At 67.4% G+C, this 22,517-nt stretch carries 16 protein-coding genes; 11 read left to right on the forward strand and 5 right to left on the reverse strand.

Annotated elements, in window-relative coordinates:
* Nucleotides 1-95: 95 nt before the first annotated feature.
* Both BLT71_RS00150 and BLT71_RS00155 read right to left on the reverse strand, forming a co-directional pair.
* Nucleotides 96-3,629, reverse strand: a complete 3,534-nt coding sequence (locus BLT71_RS00150) for a proline dehydrogenase family protein (protein WP_091716543.1) — start codon at nt 3,627-3,629, stop codon at nt 96-98.
* 346 nt (nt 3,630-3,975) lie between these two features.
* Nucleotides 3,976-5,439, reverse strand: a complete 1,464-nt coding sequence (locus tag BLT71_RS00155; RefSeq protein ID WP_091716546.1) for an amino acid permease — start codon at nt 5,437-5,439, stop codon at nt 3,976-3,978.
* A gap of 153 nt (nt 5,440-5,592) precedes the next feature.
* On the opposite strand from BLT71_RS00155, the gene BLT71_RS00160 reads away from it, so the two are divergent.
* The 4 genes from BLT71_RS00160 (at nt 5,593) to BLT71_RS00175 (ending at nt 9,145) form a co-directional block, all read left to right on the forward strand.
* Nucleotides 5,593-6,504, forward strand: coding sequence for a LysR substrate-binding domain-containing protein (locus BLT71_RS00160; RefSeq protein WP_091716548.1), 912 nt, complete (start codon nt 5,593-5,595; stop codon nt 6,502-6,504).
* A gap of 85 nt (nt 6,505-6,589) precedes the next feature.
* Entirely contained in the window at nt 6,590-7,015 is a 426-nt protein-coding gene (gene panD, locus BLT71_RS00165; protein WP_172829877.1) for an aspartate 1-decarboxylase, read from the forward strand.
* Between the two features lie 51 nt (nt 7,016-7,066).
* The gene (locus tag BLT71_RS00170) at nt 7,067-7,993 is read left to right on the forward strand and encodes an AEC family transporter (protein WP_091716552.1); all 927 of its coding nucleotides are present in this window, start codon (nt 7,067-7,069) and stop codon (nt 7,991-7,993) included.
* A gap of 21 nt (nt 7,994-8,014) precedes the next feature.
* Nucleotides 8,015-9,145: an FAD-dependent oxidoreductase gene (locus BLT71_RS00175; RefSeq protein WP_091716554.1), complete on the forward strand. Its 1,131-nt coding sequence runs from the start codon at nt 8,015-8,017 to the stop codon at nt 9,143-9,145.
* Nucleotides 9,146-9,160: 15 nt separating this feature from the next.
* Here BLT71_RS00175 and BLT71_RS00180 read toward each other — a convergent pair whose 3' ends face one another.
* The 3 genes from BLT71_RS00180 to BLT71_RS00190 form a co-directional block, all read right to left on the reverse strand.
* The gene (locus tag BLT71_RS00180) at nt 9,161-10,717 is read right to left on the reverse strand and encodes an MFS transporter (RefSeq protein ID WP_091716555.1); all 1,557 of its coding nucleotides are present in this window, start codon (nt 10,715-10,717) and stop codon (nt 9,161-9,163) included.
* 63 nt (nt 10,718-10,780) lie between these two features.
* A complete protein-coding gene (locus BLT71_RS00185) occupies nt 10,781-13,411 on the reverse strand; it encodes a trehalase-like domain-containing protein (protein ID WP_172829878.1) in 2,631 nt (876 codons plus the stop codon).
* Between the two features lie 188 nt (nt 13,412-13,599).
* Entirely contained in the window at nt 13,600-14,592 is a 993-nt protein-coding gene (locus BLT71_RS00190) for an LLM class flavin-dependent oxidoreductase (protein WP_091716557.1), read from the reverse strand.
* 157 nt (nt 14,593-14,749) lie between these two features.
* Here BLT71_RS00190 and BLT71_RS00195 point away from each other — a divergent pair, with 157 nt between their 5' ends.
* The 7 genes from BLT71_RS00195 (at nt 14,750) to BLT71_RS00225 (ending at nt 22,466) form a co-directional block, all read left to right on the forward strand.
* Complete coding sequence (locus BLT71_RS00195; protein WP_269457146.1) at nt 14,750-15,658, forward strand: aldo/keto reductase; 909 nt, start codon at nt 14,750-14,752, stop codon at nt 15,656-15,658.
* A gap of 49 nt (nt 15,659-15,707) precedes the next feature.
* The gene (locus BLT71_RS00200; RefSeq protein ID WP_091716559.1) at nt 15,708-16,406 is read left to right on the forward strand and encodes a type 1 glutamine amidotransferase domain-containing protein; all 699 of its coding nucleotides are present in this window, start codon (nt 15,708-15,710) and stop codon (nt 16,404-16,406) included.
* Between the two features lie 244 nt (nt 16,407-16,650).
* Nucleotides 16,651-17,631, forward strand: coding sequence for an ABC transporter substrate-binding protein (locus tag BLT71_RS00205; RefSeq protein ID WP_091716561.1), 981 nt, complete (start codon nt 16,651-16,653; stop codon nt 17,629-17,631).
* 79 nt (nt 17,632-17,710) lie between these two features.
* Nucleotides 17,711-18,307 (forward strand): hypothetical protein, encoded by a 597-nt coding sequence (locus BLT71_RS00210; protein WP_091716563.1) that lies wholly within the window; start codon nt 17,711-17,713, stop codon nt 18,305-18,307.
* A 75-nt stretch (nt 18,308-18,382) separates the two neighbouring features.
* The gene (locus BLT71_RS00215; RefSeq protein ID WP_091716565.1) at nt 18,383-18,982 is read left to right on the forward strand and encodes a TetR/AcrR family transcriptional regulator; all 600 of its coding nucleotides are present in this window, start codon (nt 18,383-18,385) and stop codon (nt 18,980-18,982) included.
* A gap of 337 nt (nt 18,983-19,319) precedes the next feature.
* On the forward strand, nt 19,320-20,816 hold the full coding sequence (locus BLT71_RS00220; protein WP_091716567.1) for an aldehyde dehydrogenase family protein: 1,497 nt from the start codon (nt 19,320-19,322) through the stop codon (nt 20,814-20,816).
* The gene (locus BLT71_RS00225) at nt 20,817-22,466 is read left to right on the forward strand and encodes a GMC family oxidoreductase (protein WP_091716569.1); all 1,650 of its coding nucleotides are present in this window, start codon (nt 20,817-20,819) and stop codon (nt 22,464-22,466) included.
* Nucleotides 22,467-22,517: the final 51 nt, after the last annotated feature.

The raw sequence follows: 22,517 nt of genomic DNA on the forward strand, positions 1-22,517 counted from the left end.
GGCGGGCCGTAACCCATGCTCCCGCAAGCCCAACCAACAACGAGGCCGGGCGGCCACCCTGAGGGTGGCCGCCCGGCCTCGTTTGTTCCGGCCTGCTAGACCAGCGAATCCGAAAGGTGGTTCGGCGTGCCGAACCGGTGGGCGGTGATGCTGACAGCCTGCTCGTGCAGGAACGGCAGCAGCTCAACCCGGCCCGCTTCGGTCACGGCGTGGGAGTAAACAGCGACGTCGGGCCTGCCGCCGGTTGCTTCCGCCAAAGCCGAAGCGTCGCCGCCCAGCAGCCGGATACGGGCGCCGGAGAGCTTGCCCGCCGAGGCGAGCCGTCCCGCTGAAGCCAGCCAGCCGGCGTCGGACTCCACCGTCAGGTCCACATCGAGGCCGAGGAACACCGCCCGCAGCTGGGCGGGAAGTTCGACGGCGGTGGACACGGTGAGCGCCGACCCCGCCAGCACGCCGGCCGCCACGGTCCGCACGAGGTGGGCCAGCGGCTCACCTTCGGAGAGGCGGATGGTGACCGGAAGGTTCCTGTAGCGGAAGATGTTGCGCTCCGCGCTCAAACCTGAAACGTCCTTGGCGGTGCCGAACTCGCTGGCCCAGGCCTCGGCGTCGGACGCCAGGGCCCGCTGCACGGACTCAAGGTGGGCCGGCTCCAGGGCGGCGCCTGCGGCGTTGATGATCCGGCGGACGCCGGGGTGCGTGACGTCAGCCTTCCCGGATGCCTCGGCGGGGGTCCAGTCGCCCAGCCCGGCAAGGTAGTTCGGGCCGCCGGCCTTGGTGCCGGCGCCGACGGCCGACTTCTTCCAGCCGCCGAACGGCTGCCGCTGCACGATGGCGCCGGTGATGCCGCGGTTGACGTAGAGGTTGCCTGCCTGGATGCTGTCCAGCCAGATTCCCAGCTCCTCGGAGTTAAGCGAGTGCAGGCCTGCGGTGAGTCCGTACTCGATCTGGTTCTGGATGGCGATGGCCTCTTCCAGGGTCCCGGCAGTCATCACGCCCAGGACCGGGCCGAAGAATTCGGTCAAGTGGAAGTAGGAACCGCGCTTGACCCCGTACCGTACGCCCGGGCTCCAGAGCCTGCCGGTCCCGTCCAGCTTCTTCGGTTCCACGGCCCAGTTTTCGCCCTCGCCGAGGGTGGTGAGGGCGTTGAGGAGCTTGCCGTTGGCGGGCTCGATGATGGGGCCCATCTGGCTGGTGGGGTCCTGCGGGTAGCCCACCTTCAGGGAGGTGACGGCGTCGATCAGCTGGTTGTGGAACCGCTTGGACTTTGCAACGGATCCCACCAGGATCACCAGGGACGCGGCTGAGCACTTCTGGCCGGCGTGGCCGAACGCGGAGTAGGCCACGTCCTTGGCTGCCAGGTCCAGGTCGGCGCTGGGGGTGACGATGATGGCGTTCTTGCCGCTGGTTTCGGCCAGGAGCGGCAGGTCCTTGCGGAAGGAACGGAACAGCTCTGCCGTTTCGTAGCCGCCGGTGAGGATGACGCGGTCAACGGCCGGGTGGGAGATGAGCTGCGTGCCGAGCTCCCGCTCGCCCAGCTGCACCATGGTGAGGACGTCCTTCGGGACGCCGGCTTCCCACAGGGCCTCGACCATCACGGCGCCGCTGCGTGCAGCCTGCTTGGCAGGCTTGATGACGACGGCGGAGCCGGCGGCGAGTGCTGCGAGGGTGGACCCTGCCGGAATGGCGACCGGGAAGTTCCACGGCGGCGTGACAACGGTGAGCTTCGCCGGGACGAACGTGGCGCCGTCGACCGCGTCCAGCTTGCGCGCGGACTCGGCGTAGTAGTGCGCGAAGTCCACAGCCTCGCTGACCTCGGGGTCGCCCTGGTCGATGGTCTTGCCGGTCTCGCTGGCCATGACCTCGAGGAGGTCTGCACGGCGGGCTTCCAGTGCGTCGCCGGCGCGGTGCAGGATCTCGGCGCGTTCGGCGCCGGAGAGGGCGCCCCAGGCTTTGCCCTTGTCCACGGCGGTTTCGATGGCCGTGTTGAGCGCCGCCTCGTCATTGATGAAGGCTGCCTTCACCGAGGCGTTGCCCAGCGTGGAGCCCGGAACGCGGTCCAGGATTGCGCGGCCCCAGGTGCGGTTGGCGGGCAGGGACGGGTCCGTGTCGGGGGTGTTGTCGAAACTGTGTTGTGCCTGACCGGCGCGAGGCACGGCTGCGGCGGGAAGGCTGCGGTCCTGCCGGCGGTTGGGGCGCGGCACGCCGTTGTCCAGGGCTTCCAGAGAGGACAGGAAACGCTGCTTTTCGCGTTCGAACAGGGTTTCGTTCTTGTCCAGCTCGAACACGGCGGACATGAAGTTGTCCTGGCTGGCGCCCTCTTCGAGGCGGCGGATCAGGTAGGCGATGGCGACATCGAACTCCGCTGGGTGCACCACGGGAGTGTAGAGAAGCAGGGAGCCGACGTCCTTCTTCACGGCTTCGGCCTGGCCCTGGGCCATGCCCAGCAGCATCTCGAACTCGATGCCCGCTTCTACCCCGCGCTGCTTGGCCAGGAGCCAGGCAAACGCGATGTCGAACAGGTTGTGCCCGGCCACGCCGATGCGGATGTTTCTGATCCGCTCCGGGTGAAGCGCGTAGTTGATGACGCTCTTGTAGCTGGTGTCAGAGTCCTGCTTGGAACCCCAGGTGGCCACGGGCCAGTCGTGCAGCGAGGCTTCCACCTGCTCCATCGGCAGGTTGGCGCCCTTGACCACGCGGACCTTGATGCCGGCGCCGCCGTTGGCGCGGCGCTCGGCGGCCCAGTCCTGCAGCCTGATCATGGCGGACAGCGCGTCCGGGAGGTAGGCCTGGAGCACGATGCCGGCCTCGAGGTCCTTGAACTCGGGCTTGTCCAGGATCCGGGTGAAGACCGCGATGGTCATATCCAGGTCCTTGTACTCCTCCATGTCCAGGTTGATGAACTTGGCCTTGCCGCCGGTGCTGCTGCCGGGGGCGGCGAAGGAGGCCGCGCGCTGGAAGAGCGGGGTGAGCTTTTCGACGACGTGTTCCACGGCTTCGTCGAAGGCCCAGGCGGAGTGCGGGGCCACGGTGGAGGAAACTTTGATGGAGACGTAGTCGACGTCGGGACGCGCCAGCAGCGTGTGCGTTCCTTCAAGCCGGCGGGAGGCCTCGTGCTCGCCGAGGACTGCCTCGCCAAGGAGGTTGACGTTGAGCTTGATGCCGTCCTTTTTGATCTTGGCGATGGCTGGGCCCAGTTTGGCGTCGGTGGCGTCAACGATCAGGTGGCCCACCATTTCGCGGAGCACCTTGCGGGCTGCGGGGATGACCACCTGCGGCACTGCCGGGGCCATGGTCCCGCCAAGCGCCACGGCGCTGCGCATGTACCAGGGCAGGAAGGCCGGCACCTTGGGCGCCAGCGCAGCCAGGTTGCGGGCGGCCACGTTGAGGTCCTCGGGGCGGACCACGCCGTCCACGAAGCCCACCGTGAAGTCCAGGCCGTTGGGGTCCTTCAGGACTCCGGCCAGCTGTTCGGCGGAGGCATCCACCGGAACCCTCGCGGCCTCGGTGAGCCAGCGCCGGACCAAGGCGACCGCCTCAGTGGCGAGGGCCTTGGCCTGGGGGACGTCGACGTCGACCGTCTGCGGGGTGGCCGCGTGGGTGACTGCCGGTTCCATTGCAACGTGGGTCATGGTTTTCCCGATCTTTCCTTGGGTGGGAGGAGGTCTTTTCATCAGTATGCGCTCCTGCTCACATAAGATAAAGCGACCTTTTCCAATCAATACAGGTTAGAAAAACCAATGGTTTTCTCTCCCCGAAACGCCCGCTCACTTGTGGCGGTCAAAACGCGAACCCCCGCTCACTTGTGGCGGCCAAAACCCGAACCCCCGCTCACGTCCAGGGGCCCTTAAATGCGCCAGCCCTCCCACACATGATGTGCAGGAGGGCTGGCAAATGGAGCTGGAGTGAGCGCGCGTTCCCCGGGAAGCCGCCACAAGTGAGCGCGCGTCGCAGGGGCGGCGGGGATCAGGCAGGGGGTCAGGCGAGGGGGCGGTGCATTTCCTCAATTTCCTGGTGCCGCGGGCTGTTGGGGTTCATCAGCGAATTCTTGCGGCCGTAGGCGAAGTAGATCACCAGGCCGATGACCAGCCACACAACGAACCGCAGCCAGGTTTCCCAGTGCAGCTGCAGCATCAGGAAGGCCGAGGCAAGGACACCGAAGGCCGGCACCAGGGGCATCAGCGGCAGCCGGAAGGTGCGCGGCGCGTCCGGACGCTTGTAGCGGAAGATGATGACGGACAGGCAGACGACGACGAACGCGGCCAGGATGCCGATGTTGGTCAGGTCGGCGACCTCCTTGATGGGGAACACGCCGGCCAGGAAGGCCGAGGCGATGCCGGCGATCCAGGTGACGCGCTGAGGAGTGCCGTTGCGGTCAGTCTTGGCGAACCAGCCCGGGAGCAGCCCGTCGCGGCTCATCGAGAACCACACGCGGGTGACGCCCAGCAGGAACGTCAGCATCACGGTGAGGATGGACAGCACCGCGAAGACAGAAATGATGGTGGCGATCACGGGCAAGCCCACCGAGCTGAAGGCGGACGCGAAGCCGGCCTTGGGGTCGATGTCCTTGTAGTTCTGCATGCCGGTGAGTACCAGGGTGGCCGCCACGTAGAGCAGCATGGCGACGATGAGCGAGAGGATGATGGCCTTGGGCATGTGCTTCTTGCCGTCCTTGGCTTCCTCCGCCGCAGTGCTCATGGCGTCATAGCCGAAGACCGCGAAGAACACGGTGGCGCTGCCGGCCAGCACGGGCCCGAAGCCGGAGGGCATGAACGGGTTGTAGTTGTTGGTGTCGATATAGAAGACGCCCAGGCCGATGATGAAGAGGATGAGGATGACCTTGATGGCCACTGCCACGAGCTCGAAGCGGCCGAACGCCTTGGTGCCGCGGGACAGGATCCAGGTGACCAGGAGGCAGACCAAGATGGCGGGAATGTTGACGATGCCGCCCTTGCCCTCATCCGCCGTGGACGTCATCCAGGTGGGCAAATGGATGCCAATACCGGAAAGGAACGCGTCAAGGTAGCCGGAGATGCCGATGGCCACCACGGCCACAATGGCGATGTACTCCAGCAGGAGGTCCCAGCCGATGAACCAGCCGATCACCTCGCCGAGTGCCACGTAGCCGTAGGTGTAGGCAGAACCGGCACGGGGAATCATGCCTGCGAATTCCGCGTAGGACAGGGCCGCCGCAGCGGAAGCCAGGCCCGCAATAAGGAAGGAGATCAGCACCGCGGGCCCCACTCCCGGGTTGCCTTCGCTTCCTGCGGCCACCAGCCCCGCGAGGGAGAAGATGCCGACGCCGATGATGCCGCCGACGCCGATGGCAGTGAGCTGCCACAGGCCCAGCGATTTAAAGAGGCCGCTGTGCTTGTTCTCCTCTTCAATGTCATCAATGGGCTTCCGCCGCATGATGGACTGGCTCATATCTCTAGTGCTCATCAGGAACTCCTGCTGTGGGGTGCTGCCCCGCCGCGGCACGCCGGGAAAGGCTGTGACGGGGGTAACTCAGTCCCAACAGTATGCAAGCCCGTTTGCATTAGATAAAGTGACTACTTCTAACCTATATTCATTAGTTTCAGTTAGGAATTCCCTATGCTTGACGTACGCCGGCTGCGCCTGTTGCGGGAACTGAGCATCCGGGGGACGCTGGCCGAGGTGGCGGAGGCGCTGCAGTACAGCCCGTCGTCGGTATCCCAGCAGCTGGCCCTCCTGGAGAAGGAGGTGGGCGTGGAGTTGCTGCGGAAGACCGGCCGCCGCGTGCAGCTCACCCCGCAGGCCGAGGTGCTGGTGGCCCACACTGCCCAGCTGCTCGAAACCATGGAACAGGCCGAGGCGGATCTGGCGGCCTCGCTGACCACCGTCACGGGCACCGTGCGGATTGCGGTTTTCCAGTCGGCGGCCCTGGCGCTGATGCCGGACACCCTCACCCGGATGGCCGCAACCTACCCGGAAGTCCGGATCGAGATGATCCAGCGGGAACCGGAGACGGCACTCCACGAGACATGGGCCCGCGACTTCGACCTGGTCATCGCCGAGCAGTACCCAGGCCACGCGGCTCCCCGCTATCCGGAGCTGGACCGCGTCAAACTGACCACCGACGCCATCCGGCTTGCGGTTCCGGCGTCCGATGGCGGCACGGCCATCCGCGCGCTCGCGGACACCGCGGAGCTCCCCTGGGTCATGGAACCGCGGGGTGCCGCGTCGCGCCACTGGGCGGAACAGGCGTGCAGGAGCGCGGGGTTCGAGCCGGATGTGCGCTTCGAGACGGCAGACCTGCAGGCCCAGGCCCGGCTGATTGAATCCGGCAACGCTGTGGCACTGATGCCGGATCTGGTGTGGACGGGGCGTGGCACCACCGCCCGGCTGCTGGAGCTCCCGGGCAAGCCGCACCGCACCATCTTCACGTCGGTCCGCCGGTCCAGCGCGCAGCGGCCCGCCATCCTGGCAGCAAGGGAAACCCTGGCCGCAGCTGCCGCCGCGGTGGCGGGGGACGACGCCAGGTAACCGCCCGCCGTCGTCCGTTGACGGAGCTGCGGGTGTTCCGTGCGTCACTGCGGCGGCCCGGCCCCGGCGCTAGACTGGAGCCGTTATGAATCGAACCATGTTCAAGTCCAAAATCCACCGGGCCACCGTCACCCACGCAGACCTGCACTACGTAGGTTCCGTCACCGTTGACCTGGACCTGCTGGAGGCAGCTGACATCCTGCCGGGCGAGCTTGTCTCGATCGTCGACATCACCAACGGCGCCCGGCTGGAGACCTACACCATTGCCGGTGAGCGCGGCTCCGGCGTCATCGGCATCAACGGCGCCGCCGCACACCTGATGCACGAGAACGACCTCGTCATCCTCATTACGTATGCCCAGATGACCACCGAGGAAGCCAAGGCCTACGAGCCGAAGGTGGTCCACGTGGACCAGGACAACCGCATCATCCAGCTGGGGAACGATCCCGCCGAGGGCATTGCCCCCGGGATGATGCGTCCGCCGTTCGCACTCAACAACGCCGCCCTGTAGCCGGGGCGTGAGACCCGGCACCCTTTTCCGCCGCCCGCCGCGGGTTCCTCCGTGCTAGGGGTACTCGCCGGCTTCTTCGTTGTCTGGTGCATCATCCTGGTGGGCTGGTTCGTTGGCCGGCGGAAGATCCTCGGTGACAACGCCCGCCAGGTCCTCAGCTCCCTCACCTTCTTCGTGGCCAGCCCGGCCCTGCTGTTCGAGACCCTCAGCAAGGCCCGGCTGCAGGAAGTCTTCGCCGCTCCGCTGCTGGTGACCGCAGTGGCCGCCATCGCCACGGCTGCCATCTTCTTCACCATTGTGAAGTTCTGGCTGAAGCGCTCGCTGCCCGAGTCTTTGATGTCATCGATGTCCGCCTCGCTCGCGAATTCGGCAAATTTAGGTATTCCCATTGCGGTATATGTCCTGGGTGATGCCAGCTATGTTGCGCCGCTGCTGATCTTCCAGCTGGCCTTCTTCACGCCGCTGTTCCTCATGATCCTGGACTCCAGCACCAGCTCGCACCGGACCACCCCGCTCGGCTTCGTGGTGATGATCCTGCGGAACCCGATGATCGTGGGTTCGGCGCTGGGCCTGATCGTTGCCGGCACCGGTTTCAAGGTACCCGAGCTGGTCATGGAGCCCATCCACCTGATTGGCGGCGCCGCGATCCCGGCCATGCTGATCGCCTTCGGCATGAGCCTGAACGGGACCCGGCCGCTGCAGGCAGCCGCCGGACGGCGCGTGGACACCCTGCTGGCGAGCGCGTTCAAGCTGGCCGTCCAGCCTGCCCTGGCCTATGTGTTTGCCCGATTTGCCCTGGGAATGGACGGCCACGCCCTGTTCGCCGTAGTGGTGACGTCCGCCCTGCCCACGGCGCAGAATGTGTTCGTGGCGGCCAGCCGCTACAAGACCGGCCTCACCGTGGCCAAGGACACCGTGCTGATCACTACCGTGGTGGCTGTTCCGGCGATGATCGGCGTCGCGCTGTTGCTGGCGTGACAACCTGGACGAGGAGGACCAGTGGCAATAACTCTTGACACCGTGGTGATCGGCGGCGGCGCCATGGGTTCCGCTGCCGCATGGGCGCTGTCCCGGCGGGGACGCCACGTGACCCTGGTGGAGCAGTTCGGGCCGGGGCATAGGATCGGCGCTTCCCACGGCACCACCCGCAACTTCAATCCCGGCTACCACCGGCCGGAATATGTTGCCATGATCGCCGAGTCCCTGGACCTCTGGAACGAGCTGGAGCAGGACAGCGGCGAGACGCTCCTGGCACGGACCGGCATCGTCACGCACGGGCCCGAACCCATGCTGCCGGACGCTGCGGCAGCGCTGGCACAGGCCGGGCTTCGCGCCGAGTTCCTGCGTCCGGACGAGGCCGGTGAGCGCTGGCGCGGCATCCGCTTCGACCAGCAGGTCCTCTACATGCCCGACGGCGGCCAGCTCAACCCGGAGGCCGCACTGCCGGCTTTCCAGCGCCTTGCCGCGGCCCGGGGCGCCGACATCCGGCACCACACCAAGGTGGTGTCCTTCGAGATAACGGACGACGGCGTCCGGCTGGGGCTGGAAAGCAGCGCCGGTACCGAGGTGGTCACCGCCGCGCAGGTGGTGGTGACGGCCGGCGGCTGGACGGAGAAGCTGCTGGGCGCCGCCTCGGGCGGGCGACTGCGGACGCCGAAGCTCAGGGTGACGCAGGAGCAGCCGGCCCACTTCCGGGTCACCGACCCGGACGCGGTATGGCCCGGGTTCAACCATTACCCCGGCGGCGGATCGCAGTACGCGGGATGGTACTCCCCGGTCTATGGCATGCAGACCCCCGGCGAGGGCATCAAGGCCGGCTGGCACGGGGTGGGTCCGGTGGTGGACCCGGACAGGCGCACCTTCGAGCCGGAACCGCAGCAGCTCGCTGCCCTGCAGGCCTATGCGAGGACCTGGCTGCCCGGCGTGGACGCCGACGCCTTCGATGCCATCAGCTGCACCTACACCACCACCCCGGATGAGGACTTCGTCCTGGACCGGATTGGGCCAGTGGTGATCGGCGCCGGGTTCTCCGGCCACGGGTTCAAGTTCACTCCCGTGGTGGGCCGGATTCTTGCCGACCTCGCCACGGGCACCCGCCCCGCCCCAGCCATCTTCAGCGCCTCGCGCTAGCTGCTCCCGGCCGGATCAGCTGCCGCGGCGGCCTGAATCCTCCACTTCGGTGCGGCCCGGACCGGGGGCCTCCCCGCCGTCGTCGTCCCCGTTCGTTGCATCCTGGTTCGAGGCTGTGTCCTGTCCGGAAACCTGGTCCTGCCCGGCGGCGGCATCCCCGGCACCGGCGGCCTGCATCCCCGGCATGGCCAGCACCGCCAGGACCGTCAGGAGCCCGGCCACCAGGGCTGCCAGGAAGACGGCGCTGGATGCGGCCACCACGGCCTGGCCGTTTCCCTCACCGCCCGGGTTGCCGGAGTAGATGGCGTTGGCCACGGCGCCGAACACCGCCACGCCCAGGGCGCTGCCGATGGAGCGGGCAAACATGTTGGTGCTGGTCACCACGCCGCGCTCGTTCCACCGCACGCTGGACTGCGCGGCGATCAGCGTGGGCGTTGCGAGCAGGCCGAGGCCCAGGCCCACGACGAAGCAGCTGGATGCTATCAGCGCCACGTTCGGCGTCCCTGCCGTCGACGCCAGGATGAGCAGCCCGGCCACGGTGATGGAAATGCCGATCAGGCCGGTGGCCTTGAACCCGATCCGCAGGTACAGGCGGCCGGCCTGGGACGCGCTGAGCGGCCAACCGAGGGTCAGCGCCGCCAGGGCCAGGCCCGCCACCAGCGGCGAAACGGACAGCGCACCCTCCAGGAAAGTGGGCACGTAGGAGGTCAGGCCAATCATCACCGCACCCACGCCAAAGGATGCGAGCGCCGTGGTCACCAGCAGGCGCCGCTGCACCACCCAGGACGGCAGGATGGGTTCCGCAGCGCGCCGTTCCACCAGGATGAAGACCACCAGGAGCACCGCACCGACGCCGAAGACGGCAAAGCTGACCGGCGAATCCCACGCCCAGGCCTCGCCGCCCTGCAGAGCGCCGAGGATCAGCAGGCCCAAAGAGCCCGCCATCAGTGCCGCTCCGGCGTAATCCACCGTGTGCTTGGCGCGTTCCACCTTCTCGTGCAGCGTCCGCACCAGCATCCAACCGGCCAGGATGCACAGCGGGATGTTGACCAGGAAGATTCCGCGCCAGATTCCCAGCGCCGAGAACACGCCGCCCAGGCTGGGCCCCACCACGGAGGACACCGCCCACACACTGGCCAGGTACCCCTGGACCTTGGCGCGCTCCTCCAGCGAGTAGATGTCGCCGGCGATGGTGATGCTGACCGGCAGCACAGCACCGGCGCCCAACCCCTGCAACGCGCGGAAGGCGATCAGGGACGGCATGCTCCAGGCCACGCCGCAGAGGACGGAGCCCAGCAGGAACAGTCCGATGCCTGTCAGGATGATCGGCTTGCGGCCCACCATGTCTGACAGCTTGCCGTAGATGGGCACGGAGACGGCCTGGGCCAACAGATACGCCGAGAACAGCCACGGGAACGAGGAGAACCCGCCAACGTCGCGGACGATGGACGGGACGGCGGTGGCCACGATGGTGGAGTCGATCGCCACCAGTCCGGTGGACAGCATCAAGGCGATGAGGATGGGGCCACGCTCCGAGCGGAACCCCACCCCCTGGGCGCGGGCGGTCATCATGAGTCTCGATTCGGTTTCTGTATCCCTGATCCTTCCACTCTAGGTACCCCGGACAAGCGCTGCCTACCGTCCGGACTGGTGCGCATCCAGGAGGCGGGCGCAGCGGATGAAGCCCAGGTGGGAATATGCCTGCGGATGGTTGCCCAGGTGGGTCTCGGTGCCGGGATCGTATTCCTCCGGCAACAGCCCGGTGGGCCCGAAGAGGTTCACCAACTGGTCGAACAAATCCCAGGCTTCATCGATGCGGCCCACGGCGACATAGGCCTCGATCAGCCAGGTGGTGCAGATGTGGAAGCCGCCCTCCAGGCCCGGCAGGCCGTCGTCGTACCGGTACCGGAAGACTGTGGGCCCCACCCTCAGTTCCCGTTCCACGGCGGTGACCGTGTCCAGGAAGCGCTGGTCGGTGACATCCAGCAGGCCGGAAAGTCCTATGTGCAGGACGGCGGCATCGAGGTCCGGGCTGTCGTAGGCCACCGTGTAGGACTTGGCCGATTCGTCCCAGCCCTCCCGCAGCACCTCGTCCCGGATGGTGGCGGCCATGGGAGCCCAGGCGGGGTCCGGCTCCCTGCCGTGCCGGTCAGCTGTCCGCAGTGCCCTGTCCAGGGTCACCCAGCACATCACCTTGGAGTAGACGTGGTGGCGTGCCGGGCGCCGGGCTTCCCAGATGCCGTGGTCCGGTTCATGCCAGCGGGCCAGGACTGCCGAGGCCATCTGGACCAGCAGCTCCCAGTGCTCGTCGGCGAGTGCGCCCTCCTTCGAACTCAGGGTATGGATCAGTTCGGCAACGGGGCCAAAGACGTCCAGCTGGACCTGGTGGTCCGCCGCGTTTCCGATCCGGACCGGGCGGGAACCGGCGTAGCCCGGGAGGCTGTCCACCACGGCTTCCGTGGACAGCGGCGCACCGGTGACGGAGTACAGCGGATGCAGCCACTCCGGGCCCGGGGCATGCTCAAGGATCCGCCCCAGCCACCCAAGGAACCCGGCAGCCTCCGCGGTGGAGCCGAGGTCCGCCAGGGCATTGACAGTCATGGACCCGTCCCGCAGCCAGCAGTACCGGTAGTCCCAGTTCCTTGTTCCGCCGATGCCCTCGGGCAGGGACGTGGTGGGGGCGGCGAGGACTGCGCCAGTGGGTTCGTGGACCAAGGCCCGGAGCACCAGCGCCGAGCGCCGTACCAGCGAGGGTTTCACGGACGGAAGGGCAAGTCTCTGCACCCACTGGCGGGCGTGGAGGGCCACCTCCGCCCGGCGTTCCGTCTCACCCTGCGGGTCTGCAGGCCGGGGTTCAGTGTCGCCGCAGCGCAGGTTGAGCACCACCGGCCCGGACTGGAGGTTCACCGATGCCGTGGCCGTGCCGTGCCTGCCGTCCGAGGTGATGCTGAAGGTCACGCCCGGCGCGAAGAGAATGATCGGTTCCGACGTGCCCACCACATGCAGCTCGTCGCCGCGGGCCTCCATGACGAACGGGGCGTTCGCGTAGTCAGGCCGCGGTGCGAAGGTGATCCGGGCAGCCCCGGTGCCGGTCAGCACCCGGACCAGGCTGGTGATGCCTTCCGGGGCCGGTTCGAGGTAGTCGGTGACCGTGACGTCCGCCCACCGGGTTTCGACGATCATGGTGCTGTCCACGTAGCGCTGGCCCAGCACCTGCGATGCCTTTGCCGGTTCCACGGAGAAGTGGCCGGCCGCGTCACCGCCAAGGATGTGGGCGAACACCGAGCCGGAGTCCGGCAGCGGGTGGCTCATCCAGCAGACCTTGGCATCCGGTGTCAGCAGTGCGGTGGAGGAGCCGTTGCCGATCAAGGTGTGCCGTTCGAGGCCCACGGCGTCCTCGCCGAACAGCCAGGCCCGGCGCAGTTCGAAGAGCAGGGCAAGGACCCGGGCAAAGGACTCGGGGTCGCGGACCCGGTGTGCCGCTGCGGTTTCGCCCCCGCCGACCCGCAGGCCCAGGTCCGGGCCGCGGAGCGTGGCGATGGCCAGTTCGTCGCTGTCGGCGTCGCCCGCGAACATGGCTGCACTGGCGCCGAGCCGGGACCGGAGGGTTTCCAGTGCCTCGCCCTTGGACGGCTCCACCACGGACAGGTCCAGCACCGAGCCGTCCACGATGAAGAACAGCCCGTGGGCGCGCGCTATCTCCCGGGCAGTTTCGGTCACCGAGGCGACGACCTCTGCCGGGGCCGGACGGGTGTGGACCGAAACAGCCACCGGTTTGCGCTCAATCCAAACGCCGCTCTGGAACCCTACGGCCTCGTTGAGCGCAGCGTTGACCTTTTGCAGGACCGATTCGGTGGCAAGCGTCTGGGTGTGCGCGAAGCCCATGTCCGACTCCGCGCCGTGCGACCCGATGAGGTGGACCTCCACGGGGAGCCGGGACACCGCCGCCAGGTCCCTCAGGGAACGGCCTGAAATGATGGCGGCGTGCGTGCTGGGCAGGGCGGCAAGTGCCCGCAAGGCGATGGCGGCGCTGCCCAGCGGGAGGATCTCGGTGGAAATGCCTTCCGCGTCGCACAAGGTGCCGCCGTAGTTGCAGGCCACCAGCAGGGCGGGAACACGTGCCAGAACCTTCAGTTCGTCCAGCAGCGCCGGGGTCAGCCCGCTGTCCGCCGCATCCGCCTGGACAAACGACCGGAGCACGTCCAGCGGAAGGGAACGGGTGAGCAGGGCGGAATCCGCCACGCTCTGGTTCAAAGGCGTGGGCATCAGGGAACCCCTTCGAGGCAGAACCAGGCCGGGACTGCAGCCGCTGGGTCACCTGCGGACTACCGGTTGGCGCCCCTCCCGAAGATCCTGGCGGATTCCCGGGGGAGCATTACCCATCGTCATCCCCGGCGGTTTCCCCTGAATATCCCCTTCATTGCGTATGTGTAAAAGCCCGGGCAGGCGGAAGCTCAGACGCGCGCCAGCCCGGCCACCTCGGCCAGCAGTTCCACCGAGCGCAGGCGGGCGTCCGTGCCGGTGCTCTGGTGCGCCACGATGAGTTCGTCGGCGTCGGCATGCCTGCCGAACCCGTCAAGGTAGTCCAGGACGACGTCGGGCGTTCCCACTGCGGAGTAGGTCATCATCTGCGAGACGTGCTGGCCCTGCGGGGAGTCGAGGATCATGTCCGCCTCGTCATCGGTGAATTCCCGGGTCCCGCCGCCGAAGAACAGGGACACGCGCGCGCGTTTGGTGGCCTGCATCATCTCCTGCGCCTCGGACGCGGAATCGGCCGCGATCACGTTGACGCCGGCGATCACGTGCGGGGCGTCCAGCTGCGCCGAAGGCTTGAACTCGCGGCGGTAGACGGCCACCGCATCCTTGAGCGCGTTGGGTGCAAAGTGCGAGGCGAAGGCGTACGGCAGGCCCAGCTGGGCAGCGAGCCGCGCGCCGAACAAGGACGATCCCAGGATGTAGAGCGGGACGTTGGTGCCCTTGCCGGGGGTTGCCTCCACGCCCTGGATCCGTGTGGGTCCGGTGAGGTAGCCCTGCAGTTCCAGGACGTCCTGCGGGAAGCTGTCGGCGGACATCGGGTCGCGCCGGAGGGCCCGCATGGTGTTCTGGTCGCTGCCGGGGGCACGGCCCAGGCCCAGGTCGATCCGGCCCGGGTGCAGGGTCTCCAGGGTGCCGAACTGCTCGGCGATGGTCAGCGGCGAGTGGTTGGGCAGCATGACCCCGCCGGCGCCGAGCCGGATTCTTTCAGTGTTCGCGGCCACGTGTGCGATCAGCACACTGGTAGCGGACGACGCGATGGACGACATGTTGTGGTGCTCGGCGTACCAGACCCGCCGGTACCCCAGTTTCTCGGCGCTCTGCGCCATGGCCACGCTGCCCGCGAAGCTTTCCGCCGCCGTCTGGCCTTTGCCGATGGTTGCCAGGTCAAGGATGGAAAGCGGGAGGGTCACGTCGGGTGCCGGCCTTTCGGAGCGTTGCGTACGGAATATCGTTGCGTCATGGCGCCCGCCGGAATCGCGGCAGGCACAGAGGGTATAACCACCGCGGCGGCCGGCTTATTTCTGTGATCTGCGGAATACCCAGCACACTGATGATGTTGCCGCCCCTATGAGCCCAGACACGAACAGCCCAGACACGAACAGCGCAGACACGAAGAGCACAGGGACAACGAACCAGTCCGCCACCATCGACCTCAAGGACCTCGGAACCGTGCAGCGGCTCGGCTTCGGTGCGATGCGCATCGTGGGCGACGGCGTCTGGGGCGAGCCCGCGGACCGGGCGGCCGCCGTGGCCGTGGTGCGCCGCGCCGTCGAACTCGGCGTCGATTTCATTGACACCGCGGATTCCTATGGCCCGAACATCAGCGAGGAAATCATCGCCGAAGCCCTGCACCCCTACAAGGACGGCCTGAGAATCGCCACGAAGGTGGGATTTACCCGCACCGGGCCCAACAAGTGGGTTCCCGTGGGCCGGCCCGAATACCTGCGCCAGCAGGCGGAACTGAGCCTCCGCAAGCTGAAGGTGGACACCATCGACCTGCTGCAGCTGCACCGTATCGATCCCAAGGTGGACGCCGAGGAACAGTTCGGTGTGCTGCGTGAACTCCAGGACGAGGGCAAGGTCCGGGCGCTGGGGCTGTCGCAGGTCAGCGTGGCCGAACTCGAAGCCGCCGGAAAGCACTTCACTGTTTCCACCGTCCAGAACCGCTACAACCTGACGGACCGCAGCTCCGAGGACGTGCTGCGCTACTCCGAGGAGAAGGGCATCGGTTTCATCCCGTGGGCCCCGATTTCCGCGGGCGAGCTGGCACAGCCTGGCGGTCCGCTGGACGAGGCCGCCTCGCGTCTGGATGCCACCACCTCGCAGGTGGCCCTGGCGTGGCTCCTCCGCCGTTCCCCCGTCATGATGCCCATCCCCGGCACGGGATCCCTCAGCCACCTGGAGGAGAACATCGCAGCGGCGGGCATCACGCTCGACGACGACACGTACGCTGGGCTGGAGGCTGCCGGCAATTAGCGGCGGCTTTCCACGCAGTGCCCAGCAACACAACAGGCAGGAGAACAGCATGGCTAACGTTTTGATGGTTGTTTCAGCAGCCGATTCCCTCACCATGAAGGACGGCAGCGAACACCCCACCGGCTTCTGGGCTGAAGAACTGGTGGTCTCGCACCAGACCCTGGTGGACGCCGGACACACTGTCCACATCGCCACACCGGGCGGCGCGAAGCCCACCGTGGACCAGGTCAGCCTGGCCGCAGATTCCGCCGGCGGTGAGGAACGCGCCGAGGGCTTCCGGGACTACCTGGCCAAGATCGGCACCGAACTGTCGCAGCCCCTGGTGCTCGCCGACGTCGACATCGCTTCCTACGACGCCGTGGTGATGCCCGGCGGGCACGGCCCGATGGCCGACCTCTACAAGGACGCCGATCTGGGCCGCCTGCTGGTGGCCGCGGACAAGGACGGCAAGGTCATCGCGCCGTTCTGCCACGGCCCAGCGGGCCTGCTCAGCGCAACGGACGACGCCGGGACGTTCATTTTCGCGGGACGGCGCCTGACGGTCTTCAGCAACGAAGAGGAACTGAACGGCGGCACCGGCGAGAACACGCCCTGGCTTGTGGAGGACGCGCTGAAGGAGAAGGGCGCGATCGTCAACAACGCCGCTGCCTGGTCTTCCCACGTGGTCCGCGACGGGAACCTGATCACCGGCCAGAACCCGCAGTCCAGCGAGGACGTGGCCAAGGAAGTCATCAAGGCCCTGGGCTGACAGGCTTAGCGCTTTCCGGCCGGATGGCCTGAAGCCCACGCATTGACGGAGGGGACCAGCTCTTGGGAGCTGGTCCCCTCCGTCGGTGTACGCGGATTGTGACCGCGGCGGTCCCCGCATTAACTGCGGTTACTCCCCGTATCGCCCGGTTTCGGGGCCTTTGATTCTGCCGGTGGCACTCCCGGATAGTTGCTGCAACGCGCATCATCCGTCGCATCAACTTCGTACCTCCAAGGAGGAAACCATGGCCATCCCCACGCCGAAACCGGCCCTTATCGCGGCCCTGGCAGTGTCCCTGCTGGGCCTGGCCGCATGCGCCGATCCGGGCGCGACGGCGGCGACAGGACCGACGTCGGAGACGACCGCCACCGCAGCCGGCAAGACCTTCAACCTGTCCCCCGAGCAGGACCGCTTCAAGGTGGACGTGGACCAGGCAGCGGCCGTGCAGGTTCCCGACGCCATCAAGGCCGATGGCAAGCTGACAGTGGTGACCACCGGCGGCACGGCCCCGCTGAGCACGTTCGCCTCCGACAACAAGACCCTGATTGGCAGCGAGGTGGACATCGCCTACGCCGTGGGCGAGACGCTCGGCCTGCAGGTTGAGGTCCTCCCCGTCGCGTGGGCCGACTGGCCGTTGGGCATCGAGTCGGCCAAATACGAAGCCGTCCTTTCCAACGTGACCGTCACCGAGGCGCGCAAGGAGAAGTTCGACTTCGCCACGTACCGCAACGACCTGCTCGGTTTCTACGCCAAGAGCGACTCGGACATCACCGAGGTGAAGGAAGCCAAGGACGTGGCGGGCAAGCGGGTCATCGTGGGCTCCGGCACCAACCAGGAAGCAATCCTGGTGCGCTGGGACGAGGAGAACAAGAAGAACGGCCTCAAGCCGGTGGAGTTCCAGTATTACGACGACGACTCCGCCTCCGGACTGGCCCTCCAGTCGGGCCGGGCGGACCTGACCTTCGGGCCCAACGCCGGGGCTGCCTACAAGGCGGCGAAGGACGGGAAGACCAAGCAGGTGGGCACCCTGGAGGGCGGCTGGCCGCTGAAGGCCGAGATCGCGTTCACCACCAAGAAGGGCAACGGCCTGGCCGTCGCAGCCCAGGCCGCCCTGAACCACCTGATTGACGACGGCACCTACGCCAAGATCCTGGACCGCTGGGGCCTGTCCTCCGAGGCAATCCCGAAGTCCGAACTGAACCCGGCGGGCCTGCCCAAGAAGTAGGCGGCCAGCGGCGGCGCCGTCCCTAGTCTTAGGACTATGGGGCCGCGAGGCCGATTGCGTGGTGGCACTAGGAGTTCCGGTGGAAGTACTTCTCCCTGAGTATCTGACCTTCGATTACCGCTGCCAGTTCCGTGGCAGGCCCGGCGTGCACCACGATCCGGACGACTATCCCCTCGTGTGGAACGTCAGCGTCAACGGCCGCACCTGGGACGGCGCGGACGACGGCGGCGACGGCAAGGAAGTCCGCGTCGGCGAAGCGGAACTGTATGTTGTTCCGGACGCCGGGATCATCGATCTGTTCCTGACCCTGGATGCCGTGAACCCGGACGTCGCCGCGGTGGGTGAAATGCTGACGATCAACCGCCCGGACCTGGTCAAGGAGCTGGCCCTGGGCGGGGATCTGCTGATCCTTTCCAAGCTGCACGTGGCTAAGGAATTCCGCACGAACAAGCTCGGCCACGAGATCCTGAAAGCCGTCCTGAGCAGCGTGGGCCGGTCAGCGTCCAAGGTCATCCTCGAAGCAGTCCCGGCGCCCACGGACAACGCCCCCGCCGAAGGAACGGACGGGTACGAGGCCGCGAAGGCATCGTTGCGCCGGTACTGGGAAAGCTTCGGCTTCCAGGCCGCCCACGGTGACTACCTGGTGTTCGATGACATGAACGGCGTCGTCGACTGACCACTCAGCCGCAACATCACTGCTGCGGAACGGGGGAAAGTGCACTGCCGGCGAGTTTGGCAATAGTCTGGCCAGATGGGGACTAATACCGTGAACTCCGGCGAGCAGCTCGACAGGCAGTCCCGCATCCTCGAAGCGGCCCTGGACCTGCTCTCCCGGCACGGGATCTCCGGCGTGAGCATGCGCTCCGTGGCCCGGGAGGCCGGCGTCGCCCTGGGCCTGGTGAACTATTACTACGACGACAAGACGAGCCTGATCCGGGCAGCCCTCCACCGTGTCGACGAGCACGACCTCCTGCTGGTCACACCGGATCCGGACTCGACTCCCGACGAACAGCTGCGCACGGCCCTGCGCCGGGTGGCGGGCGCGGATCTGCTGACCACCAAATACCTGTCGCTGCGTCTCCACCTCTGGGCCCTCGCCCAGGCCGATGAGGGCTACGCCGAAATCAACGCCGCCGCCTTTGACCGGTACATCGACGGCCTCGCCGCACTCGTGGCCAATGCCCGGCCCGGGCTCACCTGGGCGGAGTGCCGGGAACGCGCATCAGATGTGGTGGTCATCCAGAACGGCATGTGGCTGACCTCCCTCCTGGGCGTGGACAAGGCCTCCATCCAGCGCAGCATCCAGCGCACCGAGGACATTGCCTTCGCCCCTGCACCGGACGCCGTTTAGGCAGAAGCGCCACAAACCCTGACCCTCGAGTCACATTTGAACGAGTGTTCAACCTGCTATTGAACACTCGTTCAACATGCATTACTGTCCTTCTATGACGTACGCCACACCCGCCCGGGTTTTCGCTGACAGGGGCCGGCACTTCACCCTCCGCTCCGCGCCGCACTAAGCCCCGCCGGCCCGAAGCCCGGCGCGATGTTCGCACCACGGACACCGCGCACCGCAAAAGTCACCTCCGCAGCACAGCCGCCGCACCACCCGGCGCTGCTCTGCCGCGCCCGCAGCGCGGCCGTTGCACCAGCCGGCGCGGCCCGTGACCTACCACTTAGGGAGACACATGACAGATACAGCAACCACCCTGTTCATCAACGGATCGTGGGAGGCCGCCGCGTCCGGCGCCGTCCGTGAAATCCGCAACCCGGCCGACGGCGAACTGGTCGCCACGGTGTCCGAGGCCGGCCAAGCAGACGCGGAGCGTGCCATCACAGCCGCCCGCGCCGCCTTCGATTCAGGCGTCTGGTCCGGCGTCCCGGCACCCGATCGCGGCGCATTCCTCCTCAAGGTCGCCGCCGGCCTGCGGGAACACCGCGAGAAGTTCGCCCGTGCCGAGTCGCTGGACACCGGCAAGCGGATGGTGGAAAGCCGCATCGACATGGATGACATCGCCGCCTGCTTCGAATACTTCGGCAGGCTCGCCGGGCAGCAGGCGGGGCGGATTGTCGACGCCGGGAACGCCGACGTCGTGAGCCGGATCGTCTACGAACCCGTGGGCGTCTGCGGCCTGATCACGCCCTGGAATTACCCGCTCCTCCAGGCCGCCTGGAAGATCGCCCCGGCCTTGGCCGCCGGCTGCACCTTCGTCCTCAAGCCCTCCGAGCTGACCCCCTCCACCAGCATCCTGGCCATGCAGCTGCTGCACGACCTGGGCCTGCCCGACGGCGTGGCCAATCTCGTCACCGGGACCGGTCCCGAGGCGGGCGCGCCCCTTTCGGAACACCCCGCCGTCGACCTCGTCTCCTTTACCGGCGGCCTGGAAACCGGCAAGCGCATCGCCGCGGCCGCTGCCGGCACCGTCAAGAAGGTGGCGCTGGAACTCGGCGGCAAGAACCCCAACGTGGTGTTCGCGGACGCTGACTTCGACGCCGCCGTTGACAACGCCCTCAACGGCGCGTTCGTCCACTCCGGCCAGGTCTGCTCCGCCGGCGCCCGGCTGGTGGTGGAGGAATCCATCGCCGAACGTTTCGTGGACGAACTGGTTCGCCGTGCCCAGGGCATCCGGCTGGGCGGCCCCTTCGACGAGGACGCCGAATCCGGGCCGCTGATCTCCGTCGCCCACCGGGACAAGGTCAACGCGTACGTCCAGCGCGGCATCGAGGAAGGCGCGCGGCTCCGGACCGGCGGCGCGGCACCCGAAGGCGAAAAATACGACGCCGGGTTCTACTACCAGCCCACCATTTTGGACCAGGTGCAGCGCGGCATGTCCGTGGTCACCGACGAGGCGTTCGGCCCGGTGGTCACCGTGGAAACCTTCCGCACCGAGGACGAAGCCGTGGCCACCGCCAACGACACCGTCTACGGCCTGGCCGGCGCCGTCTGGACCCAGGACGCCGGCAAGGCGCAGCGGGTGGCGGGCAGGCTCCGGCACGGCACCATCTGGATCAACGACTACCACCCCTACCTCCCCCAGGCCGAGTGGGGCGGCTTCGGCCAGTCCGGCGTCGGCCGCGAGCTGGGCCCCACCGGCCTTGCCGAGTACCAGGAAGCCAAGCACATCTACCAGAACACCAGCCCGCAGGTCACCGGCTGGTTCGCTGACCACAGCAAGGAGAACTAGATGCACTTCGACAACATCGACGACGCCATGCAACGGGAATTCGATTACGTCGTCATCGGCGGCGGGTCCGCCGGTGCCGCCGTGGCCGCGCGACTGAGCGAGGATCCGGACGTTACCGTGGCCCTCGTTGAGGCGGGCCCGGACGACCGCAACCTGCCCGAAATCCTGCAGCTGGACCGCTGGATGGAACTGCTTGAATCCGGCTACGACTGGGACTACCCCGTCGAGCCGCAGGAGAACGGCAACTCGTTCATGCGGCACGCCCGCGCCAGGGTGATGGGTGGCTGCTCCAGCCACAACTCCTGCATCGCGTTCTGGGCCCCGCGCGAGGACATCGACGAGTGGGAGTCCAAGTACGGCGCCACCGGCTGGAACGCGAACACCGCCTGGCCGCTGTACAAGCGCCTCGAAACCAACCAGGACGCCGGCCCGGACGCACCCCACCACGGGGACTCGGGCCCCGTGCACCTGATGAACGTGCCCCCGGCCGATCCTGCCGGCGTCGCGCTCCTGGACGCCTGCGAACAGACGGGCATTCCCCGCGCCAGGTTCAACACCGGCACCACCGTGGTCAACGGCGCCAACTTCTTCCAGATCAACCGCCGGGCGGACGGCACCAGGTCCTCCAGTTCGGTGTCCTACATCCACCCCATCATCGAGCGGGACAACTTCACCCTGCTGACAGGCCTCCGCGCCCGCCAGCTGGTGTTCGATGCGGACAAGCGCTGCACCGGCGTGGACGTGGTGGACGGAGCGTTCGGACGCACCCACCGGCTCTCCGCGCGGCAGGAAGTCATCCTGTCCACCGGCGCCATCGATTCGCCCAAGCTGCTCATGCTCTCCGGCATCGGCCCGGCCCAACACCTCGCCGCCCACGGTATTGAGGTCCTGGTGGACTCCCCCGGCGTGGGTGAGAACCTGCAGGACCACCCCGAAGGCGTGGTGCAGTTCGAGGCCAGGCAGCCCATGGTGCAGACCTCAACGCAGTGGTGGGAGATCGGCATCTTCACCCCCACCGAGGACGGCCTGGACCGCCCGGACCTGATGATGCACTACGGCTCCGTCCCGTTCGACATGAACACCCTGCGGCACGGCTACCCCACCACGGAGAACGGCTTCAGCCTTACCCCCAACGTCACCCACGCCCGCTCCCGCGGGACAGTGCGGCTGCGCAGCCGCGACTTCCGGGACAAGCCGATGGTGGATCCGCGCTACTTCACGGACCCGGACGGCCACGACATGCGCGTCATGGTGGCCGGCATCCGCAAGGCCAGGGAGATCGCCGCCCAGCCCGCCATGGCGGAATGGACGGGCCGCGAGCTTTCGCCCGGCATTGAGGCGCAGACGGACGAGGAACTGCAGGACTACATCCGCAAGACCCACAACACCGTCTACCACCCGGTGGGCACCGTCCGGATGGGAGCGGACGACGACGGGATGTCACCTTTGGACGCCCGGTTGCGGGTCAAGGGGGTCACCGGGCTCCGGGTCGCCGATGCGTCCGTCATGCCTGAGCACGTCACGGTCAACCCCAACATCACGGTGATGATGATCGGCGAGCGCTGCGCCGATCTGGTCAAGGCGGATTACGCCGGCGCCGGCAGCTCCGCGGCAACGGCAGAGGAGGAATTCGCCCCTTCCTTCGCCTGACGGGCACGGCACTGCGGCAGCGGGCTTAATATGGCCACGCCGCGTGCACGC

The organism is Pseudarthrobacter equi (genome assembly GCF_900105535.1).
Taxonomy (GTDB): Bacteria; Actinomycetota; Actinomycetes; order Actinomycetales; family Micrococcaceae; genus Arthrobacter; species Arthrobacter equi.

What these genes read in the sequence shown, in the direction of transcription:
- BLT71_RS00200 (WP_091716559.1), top strand. Translation starts at nt 15,708, where the DNA reads ATGGCTAACGTTTTGATGGTTGTTTCAGCAGCCGATTCCCTCACCATG.
- BLT71_RS00205 (WP_091716561.1), top strand. Translation starts at nt 16,651, where the DNA reads ATGGCCATCCCCACGCCGAAACCGGCCCTTATCGCGGCCCTGGCAGTG.
- BLT71_RS00180 (WP_091716555.1), bottom strand. Translation starts at nt 10,717, where the DNA reads ATGATGACCGCCCGCGCCCAGGGGGTGGGGTTCCGCTCGGAGCGTGGC.
- panD (WP_172829877.1), top strand. Translation starts at nt 6,590, where the DNA reads ATGAATCGAACCATGTTCAAGTCCAAAATCCACCGGGCCACCGTCACC.
- BLT71_RS00155 (WP_091716546.1), bottom strand. Translation starts at nt 5,439, where the DNA reads ATGAGCACTAGAGATATGAGCCAGTCCATCATGCGGCGGAAGCCCATT.
- BLT71_RS00215 (WP_091716565.1), top strand. Translation starts at nt 18,383, where the DNA reads ATGGGGACTAATACCGTGAACTCCGGCGAGCAGCTCGACAGGCAGTCC.
- BLT71_RS00220 (WP_091716567.1), top strand. Translation starts at nt 19,320, where the DNA reads ATGACAGATACAGCAACCACCCTGTTCATCAACGGATCGTGGGAGGCC.
- BLT71_RS00225 (WP_091716569.1), top strand. Translation starts at nt 20,817, where the DNA reads ATGCACTTCGACAACATCGACGACGCCATGCAACGGGAATTCGATTAC.
- BLT71_RS00150 (WP_091716543.1), bottom strand. Translation starts at nt 3,629, where the DNA reads ATGACCCACGTTGCAATGGAACCGGCAGTCACCCACGCGGCCACCCCG.
- BLT71_RS00195 (WP_269457146.1), top strand. Translation starts at nt 14,750, where the DNA reads ATGAGCCCAGACACGAACAGCCCAGACACGAACAGCGCAGACACGAAG.
- BLT71_RS00160 (WP_091716548.1), top strand. Translation starts at nt 5,593, where the DNA reads ATGCTTGACGTACGCCGGCTGCGCCTGTTGCGGGAACTGAGCATCCGG.
- BLT71_RS00185 (WP_172829878.1), bottom strand. Translation starts at nt 13,411, where the DNA reads ATGCCCACGCCTTTGAACCAGAGCGTGGCGGATTCCGCCCTGCTCACC.